The organism is Streptococcus sp. sy018, assembly GCF_007859185.1.
Classification (GTDB): Bacteria; Bacillota; Bacilli; order Lactobacillales; family Streptococcaceae; genus Streptococcus.
Map to the genome: position 1 here is coordinate 60,934 of NZ_VOHN01000003.1, position 19,756 is coordinate 80,689.

Consider the following 19,756-nt stretch of genomic DNA (forward strand, 5'->3'; position numbering starts at 1 on the left):
TCTAACATGCTAACAAATGCTAACTTTTCACGTTATTAAGTAAACAAGATGAACAGCTAAGATAATCTTACTAAGAATTAGTCTTTAATTTTACTTACTCAATTAGTCATATTAAAAGACTTTGTCATAATCCTATATTAGAACTTGAGAATAAGACAGTATAAGTTGCTATAATATAGCTGAGATTAAAATTTAGGGGGTATTTTGGAGCGTTGGAGGATAAAACGATAAATAATATTAGTTGTTGTTAAAAGCTCTTAGAAACGATTTTAAGGGCTTATTTTGATATTGTTAAATTAGGAGTGATAAAATGCCAGATACTGAAGCATTAAGCAGACATGCCGACAGAGTACTAAAAAATTACCGTAACTTTCAAAAGTTGGCCAACTTATCAAGTAAGCCTTTTTCTTTGAAAGGTCAAAAGTTAGTCAATGAGATTGATCGTGTTATTGATGCCATGACTGGAACAGGTCAAGCTATTCTTATCAATCAGTACTTAAGAAGGCCTAAGGAGAGAAAGAGCCGTAAAGTCTTTTGTGAAACATACCAGATTAGCGTTAAGGAATATGACAAAGAAAGGCAGCAAGCACTCAATGAATTTGCCCAACAGTACCGAGGCGGAGCGTTATTGAAAATAGAACGATCTAGCTATTAAGTATTAAGATTATGATATAATACAACAGGCACTATCTAAACCGCCTTAGTAAGGAGGTGAGAGCATGCAACAACTTTTATTTTTCTTTCTTGAAACTATATCAAGAACAATAATCGGTTGGTTAGTCAATCAATTATTAAATTGGTATAAAGACAAGAAAAATAGATAGTGCTTAAACGCACAAAAGCCCCAAAGGTTGGCAGACCTAAGGGGCTTTTTAGCACTATTTGAGCAGTGCAACAACTTTTTTCATCACTATTATATCTTTTCTTAAGTCAATTAGCAAGCAGTACAAGCAAGCTAGAGAAGAAAAACAGAAGATAGTATTAGATTGACAGTAAGTAGGAACAATTACAGCAATTAAGTAAAAAATAACAGTAAGAAAGTATCAAAAATCTAGTCTTCACTTGAATACGTGCTATACGTGTGTCATAATAATAGTGTCAGGAGGTAAAAAAATATGCTTGTCACTTATCCAGCCTTATTTTATTATGACGGTACAGATGAATCTAACGTGCCTTATTTTGTTACTTTTCCAGATTTTGAACACTCAGCAACGCAAGGGGTAACTGTGGCTGATGCCTTAGCAATGGCTAGTGATTGGTTAGGAATTAACCTAGCTGATTATATTGAGAATGGTCGTGAATTACCTAAACCGTCAGACATTAACACCTTATCTTTAGTTGATAATAATCCGTTTTGTGATGATGAAGATATAGTATTTGATTATGATAAAAGTAAATCTTTTGTGTCTATGGTTGTTGTAGATCTTACTGATTACTTGAGTAGTCAAGAACCTGTAAAGAAGACATTAACTATCCCACGTTGGGCGGATAATTTAGGCCGTGAATTAGGTTTGAATTTTTCTCAAACATTAACTGAAGTAATCGCAGATAAGAAAATACAAGCCTAGTAATTAGACTAGGCTTTTTTCACGCACAATAGAAAAAAGCACCTCGTTAGGTGCTGTTTTCTTGCCTGCTGAACTCATTAAAGTTTACTTCCTTTTTTGTTACCCTTTAAGTTGCCTGTACTTGTTATTAAATGGTTGATTTTCTCAAACATTAAGCTGATTATGAATTAACATAAGCCTACTTTTACATATTTATCCAAGGTAGTATATCAAAATGCTTTAATTTTAAGTATTATATTCAAAAAGTCCATGTCTTATGGACTTTTTTATTTTGTTGAAAACCATACTTTCTTCTGGTTCAATTGACTGGTAAGATGGAGTAAATTGATAGTGCTGACAGTATTTTTGAACAGTTTAGGCTTTCTTTTATTTTTTCTTTATGTAAAAGTCATCTATTTTGTGAAAAAATATACTTGAAAATAAATGAGCGTACCCATTGACAAAACTCTTACTTTCTTGATATATTATTATATGAAAACGCTATCAAAATAAGGAGGTTGTTATGACAACTAAAGATATCAGCCCTAAAAAGGGTATTCTCATGTTTTATACCTTGCTGATTGCTTATATCACATTTGCAGCCAGCTGGGTCGGCGGATCTAGTTTAGGTCCCCAAGTAGTCGCAACGTTTTTTGGAGATAAAGGGGTTGACCCAACTATCTCGGAAATGGTTAACTATACAATCACGATTGCTCGTGTTATTGCCAATTTCTTAGCAGCGGCTGTTTTGGTTAAATTAGGTATTAAAAAAGCGGCACAAGTAGCCATTGCCCTTCTCTGTTTTGCCATGGTGGCAGCTTGGATGCCTAACTATTGGTTCTACATCGTAGCTCGTATGATTATGGCACTTGGTGGTTCAATGATCATGGTTTATATGAACCCAGTCGTTGTTCGCTTTGTTTCTCAAGATAAAAAACTGTTCTACTCATCTTTTATCACTGCTAGTTACAATATTGGCGCTTTCTTAATCGCAGTAGCTTTTGCTCTATGGGCAGACGCTTTGCGTATGGATTGGCGTATTACCCTTAGTGGTGTTGCATTAGTTGCGATTGTAACCTTTGTTGTTTGGTTGGTTTGTGCTGAAGATTTTGAAACAGGAGGTCAAAGTACCGATCAAGTGGCAACTTACTCATACGGTATGGCTCTTAAAGATTCGTTTGTATGGCGTTTTGCTGTCGGATTTGCAGCCTTTCTTATCCTTTATGTAATGTCACTAAATACTGTTCCAAATCAATTGGCAAAAGAATTCCCAGAAATTTTCCAAGCTAGTTACATGGTTCTTGCCGTATCTGGTGGTGGTATCATGGGAACCTTGGTTCGTTTGAAGAGTCCTGTAAACCGCGAACGTAAACCATACTTGGTAATGCTAGGTATTCTTGCAATTGCGTCAATGGCACTTGGTATTATTTCAGTAGCTGTTCTTAAATTATCGCTACTAGCTTATCTATTGTTCTTTGTGAGTGGTTTCTTGATTTTCTACCAATATGCAGTTTATCTCAATATTCCACATGAGTTGCCAAATATGAACCCACAAAAAGCAACCTTGATGTTTGGTATTATCTGGGGTGTAACTTATGGTCTTTACACTATCTTGAATTTCATTTGGAGTTGGATTTATGCCAACATGGGTTACTGGGCATCTAACATCTTCTACTTCCTAGTACCAGTTGTTTATCTTTTGATGATTATGACACTCCCAGAAACTTATAAGAAAAAATAACAGATAAAAAACAGTCTAAGTGACTGTTTTTTTGTTGTTTCAAAAAAATATATAAAAAATTTATATATTAGGCTTGACAGGACAATTAACTTGCTATATACTTGATGTATAAAATATTTATATATAAAAATTATATACAATAAAAAAGGAGGGAAAAGATGTACTTTCCAACATCATCTGTTTTGATTGAATTTTTAATCTTGGCAATTGTTGATCGTGACGATTCCTATGGTTATGAAATTAGTCAAACAGTTAAGTTTTTAGCAAGTATCAAGGAGTCAACCCTTTATCCAATCTTGAAAAAATTACAAAAGGCAGGTTATTTGGAAACCTATAGTAAGGAATATCAGGGACGACAGCGAAAATATTATACGATTACAGAACAAGGGCGTCAGCAGTTAGAATTTTTGAAGCTGGCTTGGCAGGATTATCGCACGACAGTGGATAACATTATTGAAGGGAGATTGAACAATGACTAAGACCGAGTATTTGGGAAAATTAAGTAAGTATTTGAAGAAGTTGCCTCGAGAAGATTATCAAGAGGCCATGGATTATTTTGAAGAATATTTTGCTGAGGCAGGGCCTGATAAAGAAGCTGAGATTATGGCAGAGTTAGGTAGTCCTAGGCAGGCAGCTCAAGATATTATTGACAATATTTTAGACAAACATTTGCTAGATGAGAATAAACAATCATCCAATAAAAAACTTATCTTAATTTTGATTTCAGCAATTCTAATTAGTCCCTTTGCGATTCCAATCTTTCTTCTGTTAATTGGTGTCGTGGTGGCTATGACCGTGTTTGGATTCGCTGTTATGATGACACTTGCTTTTGGCTTTGGAATTAGTTTGTGGGAAGCGTATATGTTGGCTCAAACATCTCTAGCAGCAGCGAGTATGTCAGTAGGATTAGCCTTGGTATGTTTAGCAATTTTCCTGTTCGGTGTTTGGTTTATCTTGATATTAGGAAAAATGCTGCTTTGGGTAGTTCTTGTGATGATGAAATGGATTAGAAAAAGAGGGAAAAAAGCATGAAAAAATGGCAAAAAAGACTGTTTCTAACAGGCAGTATTAGTGCAATGTTGGGTCTAGGATTTTTAGGACTTGGCTATCTTAATGGAGGTCTTGATGATATTAAAACGTATTCAGGAGATTTTGTTCAGCAAACCGAGACTTACGATCAAGTGACTGATGTGGATTTGACCTTGTTTACACGTCGTATGAAAATTGAAGAATCAAGTGATGACAAGGTTCACCTGTCTTACTATGATAATAAGAATTATCTAGATCAGCTAAACGTTAGAAATAATCAAGGTAAATTAACTCTTAGTGAAGAAAGTAATCAATCGAGAGTTACAGGTTTCTTGACTGCTGTTGGGTATTTTTTGAATGATAAACAATCAGAGAAGCAGACGGTAGTGCTATCTATTCCAAAGGGAAAACGTTTAACTAGTTTGGTTGGTGATGTTGTCCTAAGCGAAATTCAAATCAATAATCAAGTCATTGATCAAGTTGATTTAGTAGGCAGTGTTAATGTTCAATCGAGCCAAATTTTTGGTGGTCGTATCACAAGTGGAGAGACTGAAAGTATGCAGCTATCTTTTCAAAACAGTCAGTTGAATAATTTAAGATTAGATTTAGTAGAAAGTACTGTTCTATTTACTAATACCAATCTTGCTCAATCTAACATCATCTTGAGTGGAGGGGATTTGACTGCTAATAATCTAACTTTGGATAAGGTTACTCTTACTGGTTCTTCTACAGAGATTGACATTAGCGGCCTTTCTCTAAAAGAAGATGTTAAATTGACTAATGAGGACAATAGTATCAATCTTCAGTTAGCCTCAGATAGTAGAAACAAATTAGGACTTGACTTGTCGGTGATGGGTGGCACCTTAAAAGTTGCTCCTGATCTTATGAAGGGTGCCAACACTCAACAAGGAGAAGATGATTTCCAACAAGTCACCAAGACCTTGGATGACCAAACAGCACTGCTTACGCTTAATGTCACAGAAGGAGATGTAACACTTGAATAAGTTAATTCCACCTATACAAATAGATGGAGTTTTAAGGTTTTCAAATTAACTAAAATTTTTTAAAAAAATAAGAAAACTCTCGACAAAAGAAAGCGCTATCTATACAATATAAGTGTAAAGAGGTTAACGTTAACTGAATAAATTAATGATGGAGGTTTCATTATGAATTTTTTAAAAAAACTATTTTCTCGTAACGAAATTAATTTAGGTATTCTATCTTTTGGTTATACTGGAAAAAAATGGCATTGGTAGGAGTAAGGAGTATTTTAATCCTTGCATATTATATAATTTAAAGTAGCTACTAATAGTTGCAGTTGAAAGGAGATAGTTATTCCTTTCAACTGTTTTTATTTATTGAAAGTTTGATATATGACAGAAAACTATCATAAAGTTGAATCTGTAATGATTCCAATTGGAATAGTTGTAACGGCAGGACTGTTTATTAATGTGGGTAACATTTTAGTTATCTTGTTAGGTATAGATAATCAAGTGATGATGAATATAGTTTTAGCTATTTCATCTTCAATAGGATTTATAGCAATACCATTATTATTTTTACATTATTTAGGATTTAAACTCATTAAACTTAAATTTAATGTTGGTTCTGCTATTATTTTAACCACTATTGTTTTGTTTATTTCTATTTTTATTTTTAAATCAGAAGAGGTTGCTCATGCATTTATTATTGCAACGTGTGAGGAGATTTTATTTAGATTAATTATACTAAGCGTATTATTATCTAGTTTTAAAAAACGAGATGCTATAATTCTAGGATCTCTAATGTTTGGAATTCTTTTGCATTTAAATGGTGATTTTCTAATAAATTTTATGACAAAATTTCCTGCTAGTATTATTTTATATATTTTAGCAGATCGTTTTGGTCTACAAAGTGCAATTGCTTTTCACTGGTTTTATAATATTTGTATTGGAAGTCTGCTTGGATAAGGAGAGTGCTCTATGTTATTTTATATCATTATATCGAGTATACTAAATATTCTCGCAATAATTATTGGAACAAAATATCTGTCACATTTAACAATTTTAGGATTTACTTTTATTATTTATCTTTTTCCAATAATATTGAACTCAGTACTTTCTGTTTTAGCGATGTTGAAAAAGAATGTCACTGTATATTATTGTTTTGTTTTCCCATTATTTTCTCTATTGACTTATATTGTGATAGGATTATTTTTAGATGGTTCAACTCTATGGGTTAAATTTGTTCAGAATAATACGATAACCAACGGAGAGATGTATATTAAGGTAAATAATAGTTTAATTGAACCATCTCAGATAATATTTGTATTTTTGCTTTATTTTTTAGTGGAATACATCGGCTTAAAAATTTTAGAACGTATGGTACAAAAAAATGGCAGTAATTGAAGTAAAAAATTTAGGAAAAAAATATAAAGGCAATAGTTTCTACTCTTTGAAAGATGCTAACTTTATCATTGAAGAAGGAGATATTGTCGGATTAGTTGGTAAAAATGGTTCAGGAAAAAGTACTTTATTGAAAATATTATCAAAATCTCAAATGCCGACAGAAGGTAATGTGTTTTTTAATGGTAAAGATATTTTTAAAAAAGATAATATTCTTAAAGATTTCGGAATTATGATAGAACCTGTATTTTTCCCTCAAATTAGTGTTGAAGAAAACTTAAAATTATACCTTAAAATTCATAAAAAAGAACAATATTTGGATAATATTGAGAAAACATTGAGATTAGTTGGGCTTTGGGAGGCAAAAGATAGAAAACCAGTGGCTTTTTCGTTTGGTATGAAACAACGAACGGCTTTAGCTTTAGCGCTTATTACAGAGCCTAAAGTTGTATTATTAGACGAACCATTTGTTGGTTTAGATCCAATTGGAGTTAAAAATCTATTGGAGATTTTGAAAAAATGGTCAGAATTAAATAAAACATCAATGCTTATATCTAGTCACCAATTAGCAGAATTGGAAGGGTTATGCACCCGCTACATTTTTATTGAATCAGGGGTCACCAATGACAATATTAATACGAAGCAAAACAGCATGATGATAGAGTTAAATGATTGTTTAAGTGATGAAAATCGTTATTTGATAGAGGAGCTTATAAATCATTATGGATTAGATTATAACGAGAATAATATTGAAATAACTAATTCTATCAATAATCAAGAGTTAAATGATATTTTAGGACAACTTGCAGCTGCTAGTCTAATCAAAAATGTTTTATCAAAAAAAGATAGTTTAGAAAGATTATTTGTGGAGGAATAAACATGAATTACTTAACTTTACCTTTTTTTAAAGCATTGTTAAAGAAAAAAGAATCAAAGATTGCATTAGCTTTCAACTTATTTCCGATGTTACTTATTGCTGTAGGTCTATTTAATACAAATTTTATGCGACTAAGCGCACCAGAAGGTTCGTTAAGTTTTTTAGAATTTTTTAGTGCAGTCTTATCGACACAATATCAGATGACTCTACCATTGATCGTTTTTATTTATATTGTTAGTACAATTTTTAGAGATGAAATAACAAGTAGTGTGATGTATCTGTATAAGGATGTCAGTAGAAAAATTATTTTAGATGCAAAGCTAGGAGGAATCCAGCTATTTCAAATATTGTATCTGACGATAACCTTCTTTTCGTCATTAGTTACTTACTATACTTACTTGATTCATCAATCTTATACGTCCGGAAGATTGCTTCCTAATAATACTGACGATTTGCAATATACCATAATCAGTATTTTGGGGACGATTCTGGTATTTGTTCTGTGTATGATGGTGGCTAGTTTGTCTTCAATTGTTCTAACAAATGGTTTTACAATGCTTGTGGGAATTATTTTTGCACTTGTTTCATATATAGCTCCCCATCTTGATTTACTCAAATATGTATTTCCGAATGGTTATATTAATGTTTTGGACGAGTTCTCTTTTGGAGATAGTTTATTGATTCTTACGCTGTTATTCATGATATATTCAACTGTTATATATGTAGTTTCACTACACTTATATAATAAAATTCAATATTAGTAAGCTGAGGTGGAGGATGGGGAATAAAAAAAGATTACCTATCGTATTTCTAACTAAGCGTTTTTTTCTTAAGTCAGAACAATTCTTATTTTTATTAGGATTAGTTCTAAGTATAATAGGTGCTTTGTCTGCACTTATTTTACCTTTTATTGTAGGAAGTTTAACTGATAATGATAAAATGAATTATATTTTATCACATAAAGGCATACTTTTTATAGGAGTGGTTATCGTTTTTATCATTTATATTATTCAGGGATTATCTGCATTTTTACTGGGTAAAGTTGGTGCGGGTGTTATTAAGAATATGGAAAACGAATTTGTTAATCATAGTTTATCGTTGCCTATTGATCAATTAAATAAATTTTCGGCAGGAGATCTTGCAAGTCGCTTGACAAATGATATATCAGCAACAGCTAGAGTGATAACAACAACTATTCCCCAATTAGTGATAAATAGTATTATTGTTTTGGGTACGAGTATTATTCTTGTGTCAATAAACTTTAGACTTACAATGATAGCTTTTTTAGTAACAGGGCTGGCTAGTTTACTTTTTATACCATTTAATAGAAAGTTAGAACAACTTTATCATCTACATCAAAGTTATTTAGGTACGATTAGTGGAAATTTTACTCAAAGGATTTTGAATAATAAATTAGTGAAATCTTATTTAGGAGAAAAACAAGAAGCGAATTCCTTCAGTGCTAGATTTGATAATATTTATTCTAATTTTGTTAATATGGTTAAAACGGCATCTATTCTTAATACTTTAATATCTGGTTTGTTAATTTTTCTAGTATTTAGTTTTCTATTATATACTAGTTGGCAAGTCAATAAGGGACTTCTATCTATTGGTGAAATGGTGACCTTTATTTTATATATTATTCAAGTAATTAGTCCGATGACAAGTATTTTTACTAGTATATCGGAGTTTTTTGAATCTAGAGGAACCTTACAACGTATTACACATGTTTTAAATGCTGATATTGAGGTCGATTTATCAGAAGAAGCTAATTTTGATATTTTAAAAGGAGAGATTTCATTACATAACTTATCTTTCAGCTATAACAAAGATAAGAAAATTTTAAATAATATCAATATAGAACTCCCAGCCAAAAAATTTATAGCCATAGTTGGACCCAGCGGTTCTGGTAAGACAACTTTATTTTCTTTACTATTAAAATTTTTTAATAACTACGACGGAGATATTTTAATAGACAATATTTCTTTAAAAAATATTTCTGCGAAATCTATGAGGAAACAAATTTCTTGCGTTTTTCAGGAAAGTGGCTTTTTTTCAGGTTCTATCAGGGATAATTTACTATACGGAAAGAATAGCGATGCGACTGATGTAAGTGTCCAAGATGCCATACAAAAATCAGGAGCAAGTGAGTTCATCTTTCAATTTTCAGATGGCTTAGAAACCATTATTGGAGAGGAAGGAGTACAGCTTTCTGAGGGACAAAAACAAAGGTTAAATATTGCTCGAGCTCTAATAAGTAGTCCTAAAATTTTATTAATGGATGAGGTAACAGCAAATCTTGATACAATAACTGAAAATCTTGTTATTCAGAGTCTTTTGGAAATAAAAGAAACGGTAACTACTATTGTTATTGCACATCGTTTAAAAACTATTGTTGAATCTGATTTAATTATCGTATTGGAAAAGGATGGAACAATAAAACATTTTGGGCCCCATCAACAACTACTTGAACAAAGTGAAACTTATAAAAAGTTGTATAACGAAAGCTTATTTTAGAGATTTCGAGTATCAGTTTATTCAGGATATAAAAGTATACGAAATATCTCTGGAACATTTGATTCAAGAGGTTTTAATCATAAGAAATCAGTTTAACTAAGGTTTAAAATTTTTAAAAAGATAATTTTTATTTACTTACAGAAGATTCAATGTTTACTGGTAAACTTGAATCGTTAAAATAATTTTTCTAATTTAATATATATAAGAAAAGCCCATTAAATTGGGCTTTTTGAAAGGTTATTTATGCCCCCTGCAGGGATCGAACCTGCGACCCACGGATTAAGAGTCCGCTGCTCTGCCAGCTGAGCTAAGGAGGCGACATGCTGTATTGGTGCCGTTATCCACGATTTGTATTGAACCCGTACAAAGTAAACAGGTGGGCGACTCGCTTTGACTTAGTTGTTTCCGAGTGTAACGGCCTACATACTGCCAAAAGACTTTTGTCTCCCGAAAATACAAAAAATAGTCGGTCAACACTTAGTGTGGATTCGTACACCACAGCAATTTTTATATCTTTATCATATCACATTTATTAAAAAATTCAAGTCCTAGCAGTCATTTTTTGAGAAGGCTTTCATGGTTTTTTAAGAGTTGGTCGATTCGTTCTTTGGTCATGGCTAAGGCTCGTTCATACTTTCCTGTTTGATTGGGTTGAAAATAATTTGCCCTAGCCAATTGTTCAGGTAGGTAATCTTGTTTAACCCATTTGTCAGGATAGTTGTGGGGATAAAGATAGTTTTGGGCATTGCCTAATTCTTGGCTACCAGCATAATGCCCATCTCTTAAGTGTCTAGGAATAGGAAGATTGCCATGCGTTTTCAAATCAACTAGAGCTTGATCCATAGCCAGATAGGCTGAGTTGGATTTTGGAGATAAAGCTAAATCAATCACCACATTTGCAATCAATATCCTTGCTTCAGGAAAACCGATCTTTTGAGCGGCCTCAAGGGCAGTTACGGTATGAATTTGGGCTTCTGGGTTAGCGAGTCCAATATCTTCATAAGCAATCACAGTCAATCGTCTAGCCAAACTAGGTAAATCTCCTGCTGCAATCAGGCGAGCAGCGTAGTGAAGGCTAGCATTAACATCTGAACCACGGATTGATTTTTGTAGGGCTGATAAGGTATCGTAATGCCCATCACCATTTTTATCCATAGTGATGTAAGACCTTTGCAGGCTATTTTGGATAATATCTAGTGTGATATGACGACTACCGTCTTTTTCTTCTGGGGTAGATAAAGCGGCTAAATCAAGTGAATTGTAGGCTGAACGCAAATCACCATTGGTGGAAATGGCGATGAAGTCCAAGGCGTCCTCATCAAGTCTTACTGGGAAAGGAAACCCTCTTTCCTTATCAGTTAATGCTAGCTGGATAGCTTGTTTGACTTGTTCAGTGGTCAAGGGTTCTAGCTCAAAAATCTGTACTCGGCTACGAATGGCAGGGGTGACAGAGAAGAAAGGATTTTCTGTTGTTGCCCCAATCATAATCATTATTCCTTGCTCTAGGAGCGGCAGCAGAAAATCTTGCTTGGTTTTATCCAAACGGTGGATTTCATCAAGTAGAAGCACTAAACCACCTGAAAATTTGGCTTCTTCGGCAATTTCCTGTAGTCGTTTTTTGCTATCAATCGTAGCATTAAAGGTACGAAAGGCATACTTGGTTGTGCCAGCGATAGCACTAGCAATCGACGTCTTACCAATGCCAGGTGGCCCATACAAAATCATAGAGGTTAAACGGTTGGCTTCCACCATTCGACGGATAATTTTACCTGTGCCAACCAAATGCTCTTGGCCGATAATCTGATCAATGGTTTGGGGTCGCATGCGAAGAGCGAGATTGTCTATCATAAGTATCCTTTCCAATGCTTTATGGTATAATTATTATACTATATTTAGATAGTGGGGAAAAGAAGATGACTCAAGTGACAGTTGCGATTTTAGAAGATTATTTGCGTCATCGCTATGGAGCAGGAATGCCTGAGCAAGCTCTTTTTATGAAATTGGTGGAAGAAATTGGCGAAGTGGCAGAACTACTCAATCAGCGTGCAGGTCGTAAAGATATAGTAGCTGAAACAGACTTATCTGAACGTTTGGCAGAAGAGTTGGCAGATATTTTACATTATACCTTGGCTTTGGCTGCAGTTAATCAATTAGACATGACCAAGACAATCTTAGAAAAAGACAGGCAAGCATCGGTCAAATACGGTCATCAAACTAATCTAGAAACATTTATGGAACAAAGGAGATAACAATGGCAAAGTATGGTTTTTTATCAGTATTGGAAGATGAAATGGATAAGCATTTTCACTACGATTATGCGATTGATTGGCAAAAGCAAAATCATGCAGTGGAGTTGAGTTTTATTTTGGAAGTAGGGTTGGCAGATGTGGAAGAACCGGTAGCCTTAGAAGAATTTGTTCTTTTTTACAATCCAGAAAAGACCAAGTTTGACGCAGAAGACTACCTAGTGGCTCTGCCATTTGAACCTAAAAAAGGCTTTTCACGAGAGTTTCTATCCTATTTTGCTCAATACCTTAACCAAGTGGCAGATGAGGGCTTAGACGGTATTATGGACTTTCTCGTGGACGATGAGCAGGAAGATTTTGTCATGACTTGGGACAAGGAAACCTTTGAAAAAGGCAAGACAGAACTGACTGAAACAGCCTATTATGCTTATCCGAGGTATTGAGATAAAATTTAATCAGTAATTGAAGAATAGGGGAATTATATGAAAATTGATAAACCTCTTTTAGATATCGATTGTAATATCTGCAAAAATATTGAATCTATTTTGATTAACAATCAACGTGGCTTTTTCTCACAGAATATCTTAAATGTGTTACGTAATTTTGTTGAGCATATATCTATAAAAATTTATAACTATGATAAACAGTGTGATTTGAACTGGGAATATGCTAGTATTGAAGCTGGTATGAATTATATTAAGAGTAGGGGAGAGTACCGTTTTATAGCAAAATTTCATAAATTATTACAACTCTCTGTTTCACATTATACACTTGATGAAGGTAATGCTGAGAGATTGATATTGAAATATTACGAGTATCTTTTGAGAATTAAAAACTATATGAGAGATACTTTTGATTTCGAAGTTTTGCATAATTTAAATTTATTTCCGCTTTATCAAGACACGATATCGGAAGAGTACTATTCTAAAATTGTAACTGTAATTGACAATCCAACTTCTTCTAATGCTTTTAGCGAACGTTACTATATTCAGAAGATAAAGCCATTCTTTGTTAATCAAAAAATCTATTATGAGGTTACCTATACAATAACGCAGGGAGATTCTAGTAAATTTGATAGGATTATAGCATATACTGATAAAGAAATCTTATCCAATTATGCTACTAAGTTATGGTTAAAGAAGGAGAATATAGAAATTTATGGAGAACAGTTACCTATTTTAGTCGTAGCTAACTGGGAAGTTTCGGTTAGACCTTGTGAATTTAATACATTTAAAAAAATTTTGAAACTCAAAGGTCCAGATATTACTACTTCCCATAAGGAATATCAAATCTTAATGGCAGTTTTGAAACTATATAATATGAATTTTATCGATATTATAGATTTATCTGCTCAAGACTATAACAGATTACGTGATGTTGTTAGGAAAAAAGCTCAAGTATTGCCAATATTTGACATTCTTGACGTTGTTCGTGATGCTAGTATCCATCAATTACCAGGTGTTAATGTTCTTCGGTATTTGCTGTTTTATCTGAATAATAAAATATTGAAGAATCAGTATTATCACGATAGGTATTATTTGAATAAGTGCAATGGGGGAAATAGATATTTATCAGAATTTAGGTTGCATATGGCTTGTATTCCTTTTGATGAAATGCCTTTTTGTACTTCTTTAAGAAACCATAATCCAAAGTTATACGATTTATTGGAGTGTATTGATACTACTAATCGAGAGCATGAATTTTTAGCTCGCTTAGTAAAAAATAATACTGAAGTCAGAGGACTTTTATATACCCCACTTAAAGAAATTAAAGAGATATATGGAGACAATGCTGATGTATTAATAAATGAATATAATTCCAAATTATATAAAGAACATCGGCATAGAAGTATAATCTCGGATAAAGGACATGCATATTTATCTGGATATGAGAACAATGTGATAGCAGTTATCAAAAAACTACAAGATTTTTCTGTAAGGAACAATCGGAATCATAGTCAATTTGTCCGAGCTTGGCTAGACAAGGAAAATCATAATATAGATGATGAATTTAAAAAAGAAAAATTAGTAACATTATTTGAACATTCTGCGGTATCTTTGATATATGGTGCTGCAGGAACAGGAAAGACATACTTTTTGAACCATATTGCTCAATTATTCAATTCTTCTAAAAAGTTATTTCTTGCGATCACTCATACAGCCGTTGAAAATCTTAGACGCCGTATTACAGCAGCGAATTGTGAGTTTGGTACAATAGCTAGTACTATGTTTGTAGATACTGAATGTGATATCTTATTTGTCGATGAGTGTAGCACGGTTAGTAATGATGATATTAATCAACTTTTTGATAAAATAAAAGCTAGGTTTGTTGTGTTAGTTGGAGATATTTACCAGATTGAATCAATTCAGTTTGGAAATTGGTTTACAGTTGCTAGAGATTTTATAAAGCCAGAAGCGATTGTAGAATTAGAAAAACCGTATCGTACAACAGATGTTAACCTATTAGAGATTTGGTCGAAATTTAGAAAGTTAGATGATGATATTCTAGAATATTTAGCAAGATATAATTATAATTACCAAATAGATAATACTCTATTTCAACGTGATGATTCAGATGAAATTATATTGAGTTTAAACTATGATGGTATCTATGGTATTAATAATATAAACAGAATGTTACAAGCTGTTAATCCCAATCCAAGTATTGAGTGGAATTCTAAGTTATATAAAGTTGGAGATCCTATTGTTTTCAATGACTCAACCCGCTTTAAAGGTGTGTTATACAATAACCTCAAGGGAGTGATAAGAAAAATTGAAATACAGAGTGATGATTCAATTTTATTTGATGTAGAATTAATTGATAAACAACTGAGTGGGGTTGAAGTTGATGGGTATGAGCTAGAGTTGGTAGATGACTATCAGGATATAAGTAATTCGGTTGTTAGATTTTGGGTTAATAAATATAGAAGTACTGATGAAGATATTGATGATAATGGTGCTATTGTACCGTTTCAGATTTCTTATTGTATTTCGATTCACAGAGCTCAAGGTTTAGAATACAATTCAGTTAAAATAATCATTAACAAAGAAATTGACGAACAAATTACGCACAATATATTTTATACTGCAATCACAAGAACTAAAAATTATTTAAAAATATACTGGAGTCCGGAAACAAGTCAACATATTATTGGGAATTTGCAAATTAAACAAAATAACAAAGACAGGTCTTTTATAGAGCAAAAATTAAGTTCATAGGAATTTATAGAGTGTGAGTAATTGGCAAGAAGTAAGGATTCCGATTATATGGATATTGAGGAAGTGGTCTTTGATCATACGACTGTGACTGTATTTAGGCTTGTGTTTAGCGATATGGTGGTCCGTGTTTGTTAGATTTGAACTATTGAAAGGACAAATAATGGAAAAATGGCAGGAAATTGAACTCACGGTGGAGCGTGAGCAGGAAGAATTGGTTAGTAATCTCTTGATTGAAACAGGTAGTCAGGGGGTTGCTATTAGTGATTCGGCTGATTATCTTGGACAGGAAGATCGTTTTGGTGAGCTTTATCCTGATGTAGAGCAGTTAGATATGATTAAGGTGACGGGATACTATCCAGATACGATGGAGTTGATGCAAGTGCGTCAGCAAATCGAGCAGGGCTTGGCGATCTTACAGCTGAATGATGTGAGCATTCGTGTGCAAGAATTGGCTGAGGAAGATTGGGCTGATAATTGGAAGAAGTACTATGAACCGGCTCGGATTACCCATGATTTGACCATTGTGCCATCTTGGACGGAGTATCGGGCAAGTGCTAATGAAAAAGTTATCCGCCTAGATCCAGGCATGGCATTTGGGACGGGAACACACCCGACCACTAAGATGAGTTTATATGCCTTGTCGCATGTTTTGCGTGGTGGTGAGACCGTTCTTGATGTTGGGACAGGGAGCGGAGTTTTGTCTATTGCCAGTTCCTTACTGGGTGCTAAGGAAATATATGCCTATGATTTGGACGATGTGGCCGTGCGCGTGGCACAAGAAAACATTGCCCTTAATCAGACCGTGGCTAATATCAAGGTAGCAGCAGGCGATTTGTTACGTGGTGTGGAGCAAGAAGCTGACGTCATTGTTGCCAATATCCTAGCCGATATTTTGGTAAATTTGACAGACGACGCTTATCGCTTGCTCAAGCCAGAAGGTTACTTGATTATGTCAGGGATTATTTCAGACAAGTGGGACTTGGTTAAGACCAAGGCTGAAGAAGCGGGTTTCTTTTTAGAAACTCACATGATTCAAGGTGAGTGGAATGCCTGCATTTTCAAAAAAACAGAGAACGTTTCAGGAGTGATTGGTGGCTAATGCAAGAATACTTTGTAAAGGGAGTACCGACTGGGCAAAACGTGATAATAACAGATAAGGATACCATTAAACACATGTTTACGGTCATGCGTTTGCAAACGGATGCTCAAGTCATTTTGGTATTTGAAGATGGAATCAAACGTTTGGCAAAGGTAGTGGATCCAGCTAGTCAAACTTTTTTGATTGTAGAAGAATTGCCTGATCATGTTGAGCTACCAGTTGAGGTGACGATTGCCGTAGGATTTCCCAAGGGAGATAAGTTAGACTTTATCACGCAAAAGGCGACGGAATTAGGAGCTAGTCAGATTTGGGCCTTTCCGGCAGACTGGTCGGTTGTGCGTTGGGACAAGAAAAAATTAAACAAAAAAGTTGAGAAATTAACGAAGATTGCTCAAGGAGCAGCTCAACAAAGCAAGCGAAATCGCATACCTCATGTTGAACTTTTTGCAGACAAGCAGGAATTTTTAGCTCAATTATCCCAGTTTGATCAGATTTTTTTGGCTTATGAAGAGAGTGCCAAGGCGGGTGAAAAATCGAATTTGGTCAAGGGTCTAGAACGAGTCACGTCTGGTCAGAAATTGCTCTTTATTTTTGGGCCAGAAGGGGGCATATCGCCAGATGAATTTGAACGACTGACCACTCTTGGAGCTTGTGCAGTGGGCTTGGGTCCTAGAATTATGCGTGCAGAAACAGCTCCCCTATATGCCCTTAGTGCCCTTAGCTATGCCTTAGAGCTAAACACTTAACAGGCAGTAGAAAATAACATGCCTTTTCTAACAAATATGATAAAAAATACAGCTTTACCATGAGTGGTTTTAGTGGCTTGATTTGATAAGGTTTTGGGAATTTTAATCACTTATGGTATAATAAAAGGTAAGTTAGATAGGTGGAATAGCGTTTTGAGAAAAAGTTATCGGGTAAAAACAGAAAAAGACTTTAGTTTGATTTTTGATCAGGGAAAAAGTGTGGCCAATCGTAAGTTTGTTGTCTATTTTTTGGTCAAAGATCAAGCTCACTTTCGAGTTGGTTTATCAGTTAGCAAGAAGCTAGGTAATGCTGTTGTTCGTAATGGCATTAAACGACAATTTCGCCACTTATTACAAGAGTTTTCTCCTTATCTACTGGCCTATGATTTTGTCGTCATTGCTCGAAAAGGAGCGGAGGAACTTAATCATCAAGACTTCAAACAAAACCTGCGTCATGTGTTAAAATTAGCAGGACTTTACCAGGAAGGGAATAATCATGAAGAAAAAACTAATGTTTAGCACATGGATTTTAGGAGCACTTTTATTCCTATCAGCATGTGGTCAAGAACCTGTAACCAGTCAGTCAAAGGGCTTGTGGGATAGTTTGGTTTATCTCTTTGCCCAAGCCATCAAAGGACTGGGTTTTGGTGGCCAAGTTTGGTTGGGGATTGTGCTATTTACCTTGCTGATTAGAACGATTCTTCTGCCCTTGTTCAATATGCAGATGCGTTCGAGTCAGAAAATGCAAGAACTTCAACCGCAACTGCGTGCGTTACAGGTAAAATATTCTGGTCGTGACACAGACAGTCGTCTGCGTTTGGCAGAAGCCAGTCAAGCTCTATATAAGGAGTACGGCGTCAATCCGTACGCTAGTCTGTTACCACTACTGGTTCAGATGCCAGTGTTGTTGGCCCTTTACCAAGCACTGACTCGTGTAGATTTTCTCAAATCAGGAACATTTTTTTGGGCAGAGATTGCCCAACCAGATCCCTATTTTATCCTACCTGCTCTAGCAGCCATCTTTACTTTTTTATCGTCTTGGCTGATGAGTAAGGCTGCAGTAGAAAAGAACGGTGTCATGACAGCAATGACTTACATGATGCCAATCATGATTCTATTGATTAGTTTTAGCTTGGCAAGTGGAGTTGTCTTGTACTGGGTGGTGTCAAATGCCTATCAAGTTTTCCAAATTTTACTCTTGAACAATCCTTTCAAGGTGATTGCTGAGCGTGAACGTTTGGCCCAAGAAGAAAAAGAAAAAGCGTCCAAAATTCGCCGTGCACAAAAGAAAGCACAAAAGCGTAAAAAATAAGGAGACAAGTATGGTTTTATTCACAGGAAAAACTGTTGAAGAAGCAATTGAAAAGGGCTTGAAAGAATTAAACTTGTCACGTCTGAAGGCTCGTATTCAAGTGGTTTCTCGAGAAAAAAAGGGGTTCTTGGGTTTTGGTAAAAAACCTGCTCAGGTGGAAATAGAGTCCATTAGTCCAAGTCAGTCTGCCAATGTGTCAAAAAATCAAGAACGTGACCTTTCCCAAACGTTTGGTGATACAAGAGAGCTTCGCAAAGTAACCAGCATTATCAAACGTTTGGAAGAACGTGGCGAATTGCCGGTAGAGTCAGCTCCAATAGAGGATTTGTCAGAATCTAAGATTTTCTCAAAAGCCTTGTTGAAAGAAGCTCTAGGCTTAAATTTTGAACAAGAAGAGCAAGTAGTAGAAACAGAGCCTGAAGAAGAGTCCTTTAATATTGAAGATGAACCAGTAGCTCAGTCAGTAACAGAAGATGAACCACAAGAAGAAGTGGCTGATGTGGACACGACAAATGAGCAACTGGCTCAAGCAACTGAACAGGTCGTTGACTATGTGCAAACAATTATTGATGAAATGGATGTTGAGGCTGACATTGCAGTCAGTCATCAAGGGCGACGTATCAAATTGCAGATTGATACCTCAGAAGCTGGTCGTGTAATTGGTTATCATGGTAAGGTTTTGAAGTCCCTACAATTACTGGCTCAAAACTTTTTACATGACCGCTATGACCGTCAATTTGTGGTATCAATCAATGTGCATGATTATGTCGAGCATCGCATGGAAACCTTGGTTGATTTTACTCAGAAGATTGCAAATCGTGTCTTAGAGTCAGGTGAGGCCTATACGATGGATCCGATGAGCAATCAAGAGCGTAAGGTGGTTCATAAGACCATTTCCAAACAAGAAGGAGTAACCAGCTACTCAGAAGGTAGCGATCCGAATCGTTATGTGGTTGTAACCCCAATTAACTAGGAAAAGAGAGGAGTTCCCTCTCTTTTTATCTGCACAATTTAACCGTTGACGATTTAATATTAGCCAC

At 34.7% G+C, this 19,756-nt stretch carries 20 protein-coding genes, 1 tRNA gene and 1 other RNA gene; 19 read left to right on the forward strand and 3 right to left on the reverse strand.

Annotation, left to right across the window (positions count from 1 at the left end; genetic code table 11):
• The first annotated feature begins 310 nt into the window (after positions 1-310).
• From FRX52_RS03630 to FRX52_RS03680, 11 genes are all read left to right on the forward strand, one after another.
• Entirely contained in the window at positions 311-655 is a 345-nt protein-coding gene (locus FRX52_RS03630; RefSeq protein ID WP_146538527.1) for a hypothetical protein, read from the forward strand.
• A gap of 460 nt (positions 656-1,115) precedes the next feature.
• Entirely contained in the window at positions 1,116-1,568 is a 453-nt protein-coding gene (locus FRX52_RS03635) for a type II toxin-antitoxin system HicB family antitoxin (RefSeq protein WP_146538528.1), read from the forward strand.
• 502 nt (positions 1,569-2,070) lie between these two features.
• A complete protein-coding gene (locus FRX52_RS03640; protein ID WP_146461364.1) occupies positions 2,071-3,288 on the forward strand; it encodes an MFS transporter in 1,218 nt (405 codons plus the stop codon).
• 158 nt (positions 3,289-3,446) lie between these two features.
• Positions 3,447-3,767: a PadR family transcriptional regulator gene (locus tag FRX52_RS03645; RefSeq protein WP_146496207.1), complete on the forward strand. Its 321-nt coding sequence runs from the start codon at positions 3,447-3,449 to the stop codon at positions 3,765-3,767.
• The gene (locus tag FRX52_RS03650) at positions 3,760-4,320 is read left to right on the forward strand and encodes a DUF1700 domain-containing protein (RefSeq protein WP_146538529.1); all 561 of its coding nucleotides are present in this window, start codon (positions 3,760-3,762) and stop codon (positions 4,318-4,320) included. The genes FRX52_RS03645 and FRX52_RS03650 overlap by 8 nt, the downstream gene beginning before the upstream one ends.
• Positions 4,317-5,321: a DUF4097 family beta strand repeat-containing protein gene (locus FRX52_RS03655; RefSeq protein WP_146538530.1), complete on the forward strand. Its 1,005-nt coding sequence runs from the start codon at positions 4,317-4,319 to the stop codon at positions 5,319-5,321. Before FRX52_RS03650 ends, FRX52_RS03655 begins: the two co-directional genes overlap by 4 nt.
• A gap of 369 nt (positions 5,322-5,690) precedes the next feature.
• Positions 5,691-6,266 (forward strand): CPBP family intramembrane glutamic endopeptidase, encoded by a 576-nt coding sequence (locus tag FRX52_RS03660; RefSeq protein WP_146538531.1) that lies wholly within the window; start codon positions 5,691-5,693, stop codon positions 6,264-6,266.
• A gap of 12 nt (positions 6,267-6,278) precedes the next feature.
• Positions 6,279-6,704: an Msa family membrane protein gene (locus FRX52_RS03665; RefSeq protein ID WP_146496214.1), complete on the forward strand. Its 426-nt coding sequence runs from the start codon at positions 6,279-6,281 to the stop codon at positions 6,702-6,704.
• Positions 6,691-7,578 (forward strand): ABC transporter ATP-binding protein, encoded by an 888-nt coding sequence (locus tag FRX52_RS03670; RefSeq protein WP_146496216.1) that lies wholly within the window; start codon positions 6,691-6,693, stop codon positions 7,576-7,578. Before FRX52_RS03665 ends, FRX52_RS03670 begins: the two co-directional genes overlap by 14 nt.
• A 2-nt stretch (positions 7,579-7,580) precedes the next feature.
• A complete protein-coding gene (locus FRX52_RS03675) occupies positions 7,581-8,339 on the forward strand; it encodes a hypothetical protein (RefSeq protein ID WP_146538532.1) in 759 nt (252 codons plus the stop codon).
• A gap of 16 nt (positions 8,340-8,355) precedes the next feature.
• Positions 8,356-10,095, forward strand: coding sequence for an ABC transporter ATP-binding protein (locus FRX52_RS03680; RefSeq protein WP_146538533.1), 1,740 nt, complete (start codon positions 8,356-8,358; stop codon positions 10,093-10,095).
• A 244-nt stretch (positions 10,096-10,339) separates the two neighbouring features.
• Here FRX52_RS03680 and FRX52_RS03685 read toward each other — a convergent pair.
• From FRX52_RS03685 to FRX52_RS03695, 3 genes are all read right to left on the reverse strand, one after another.
• Positions 10,340-10,412, reverse strand: a tRNA-Lys gene (locus tag FRX52_RS03685).
• Positions 10,412-10,602: non-coding RNA, 6S RNA (ssrS, locus tag FRX52_RS03690), on the reverse strand. The genes FRX52_RS03685 and ssrS overlap by 1 nt, the downstream gene beginning before the upstream one ends.
• 48 nt (positions 10,603-10,650) lie before the next feature.
• Positions 10,651-11,943, reverse strand: a complete 1,293-nt coding sequence (locus FRX52_RS03695) for a replication-associated recombination protein A (RefSeq protein ID WP_146538534.1) — start codon at positions 11,941-11,943, stop codon at positions 10,651-10,653.
• Positions 11,944-12,008: 65 nt separating this feature from the next.
• Between FRX52_RS03695 and FRX52_RS03700 the strand changes: the two genes are divergently transcribed.
• The 8 genes from FRX52_RS03700 (at position 12,009) to jag (ending at position 19,689) form a co-directional block, all read left to right on the forward strand.
• A complete protein-coding gene (locus tag FRX52_RS03700) occupies positions 12,009-12,344 on the forward strand; it encodes a MazG nucleotide pyrophosphohydrolase domain-containing protein (RefSeq protein WP_146538535.1) in 336 nt (111 codons plus the stop codon).
• Between the two features lie 2 nt (positions 12,345-12,346).
• Complete coding sequence (locus FRX52_RS03705; RefSeq protein WP_146538536.1) at positions 12,347-12,784, forward strand: DUF3013 family protein; 438 nt, start codon at positions 12,347-12,349, stop codon at positions 12,782-12,784.
• Between the two features lie 39 nt (positions 12,785-12,823).
• Positions 12,824-15,559 (forward strand): ATP-dependent RecD-like DNA helicase, encoded by a 2,736-nt coding sequence (locus FRX52_RS03710; protein WP_146538537.1) that lies wholly within the window; start codon positions 12,824-12,826, stop codon positions 15,557-15,559.
• A gap of 160 nt (positions 15,560-15,719) precedes the next feature.
• Positions 15,720-16,658 carry a 50S ribosomal protein L11 methyltransferase gene (prmA, locus tag FRX52_RS03715; RefSeq protein WP_146538538.1) on the forward strand — a complete coding sequence of 313 codons (939 nt, stop codon included), beginning with the start codon at positions 15,720-15,722 and terminating at the stop codon, positions 16,656-16,658.
• A complete protein-coding gene (locus tag FRX52_RS03720; protein ID WP_146538539.1) occupies positions 16,658-17,404 on the forward strand; it encodes a 16S rRNA (uracil(1498)-N(3))-methyltransferase in 747 nt (248 codons plus the stop codon). Before prmA ends, FRX52_RS03720 begins: the two co-directional genes overlap by 1 nt.
• 153 nt (positions 17,405-17,557) lie before the next feature.
• Positions 17,558-17,923, forward strand: coding sequence for a ribonuclease P protein component (gene rnpA / locus FRX52_RS03725; RefSeq protein ID WP_146538540.1), 366 nt, complete (start codon positions 17,558-17,560; stop codon positions 17,921-17,923).
• On the forward strand, positions 17,901-18,716 hold the full coding sequence (locus FRX52_RS03730) for a YidC/Oxa1 family membrane protein insertase (protein WP_146538541.1): 816 nt from the start codon (positions 17,901-17,903) through the stop codon (positions 18,714-18,716). The genes rnpA and FRX52_RS03730 overlap by 23 nt, the downstream gene beginning before the upstream one ends.
• A 10-nt stretch (positions 18,717-18,726) precedes the next feature.
• Entirely contained in the window at positions 18,727-19,689 is a 963-nt protein-coding gene (gene jag, locus FRX52_RS03735) for an RNA-binding cell elongation regulator Jag/EloR (RefSeq protein ID WP_146538542.1), read from the forward strand.
• Positions 19,690-19,756: the final 67 nt, after the last annotated feature.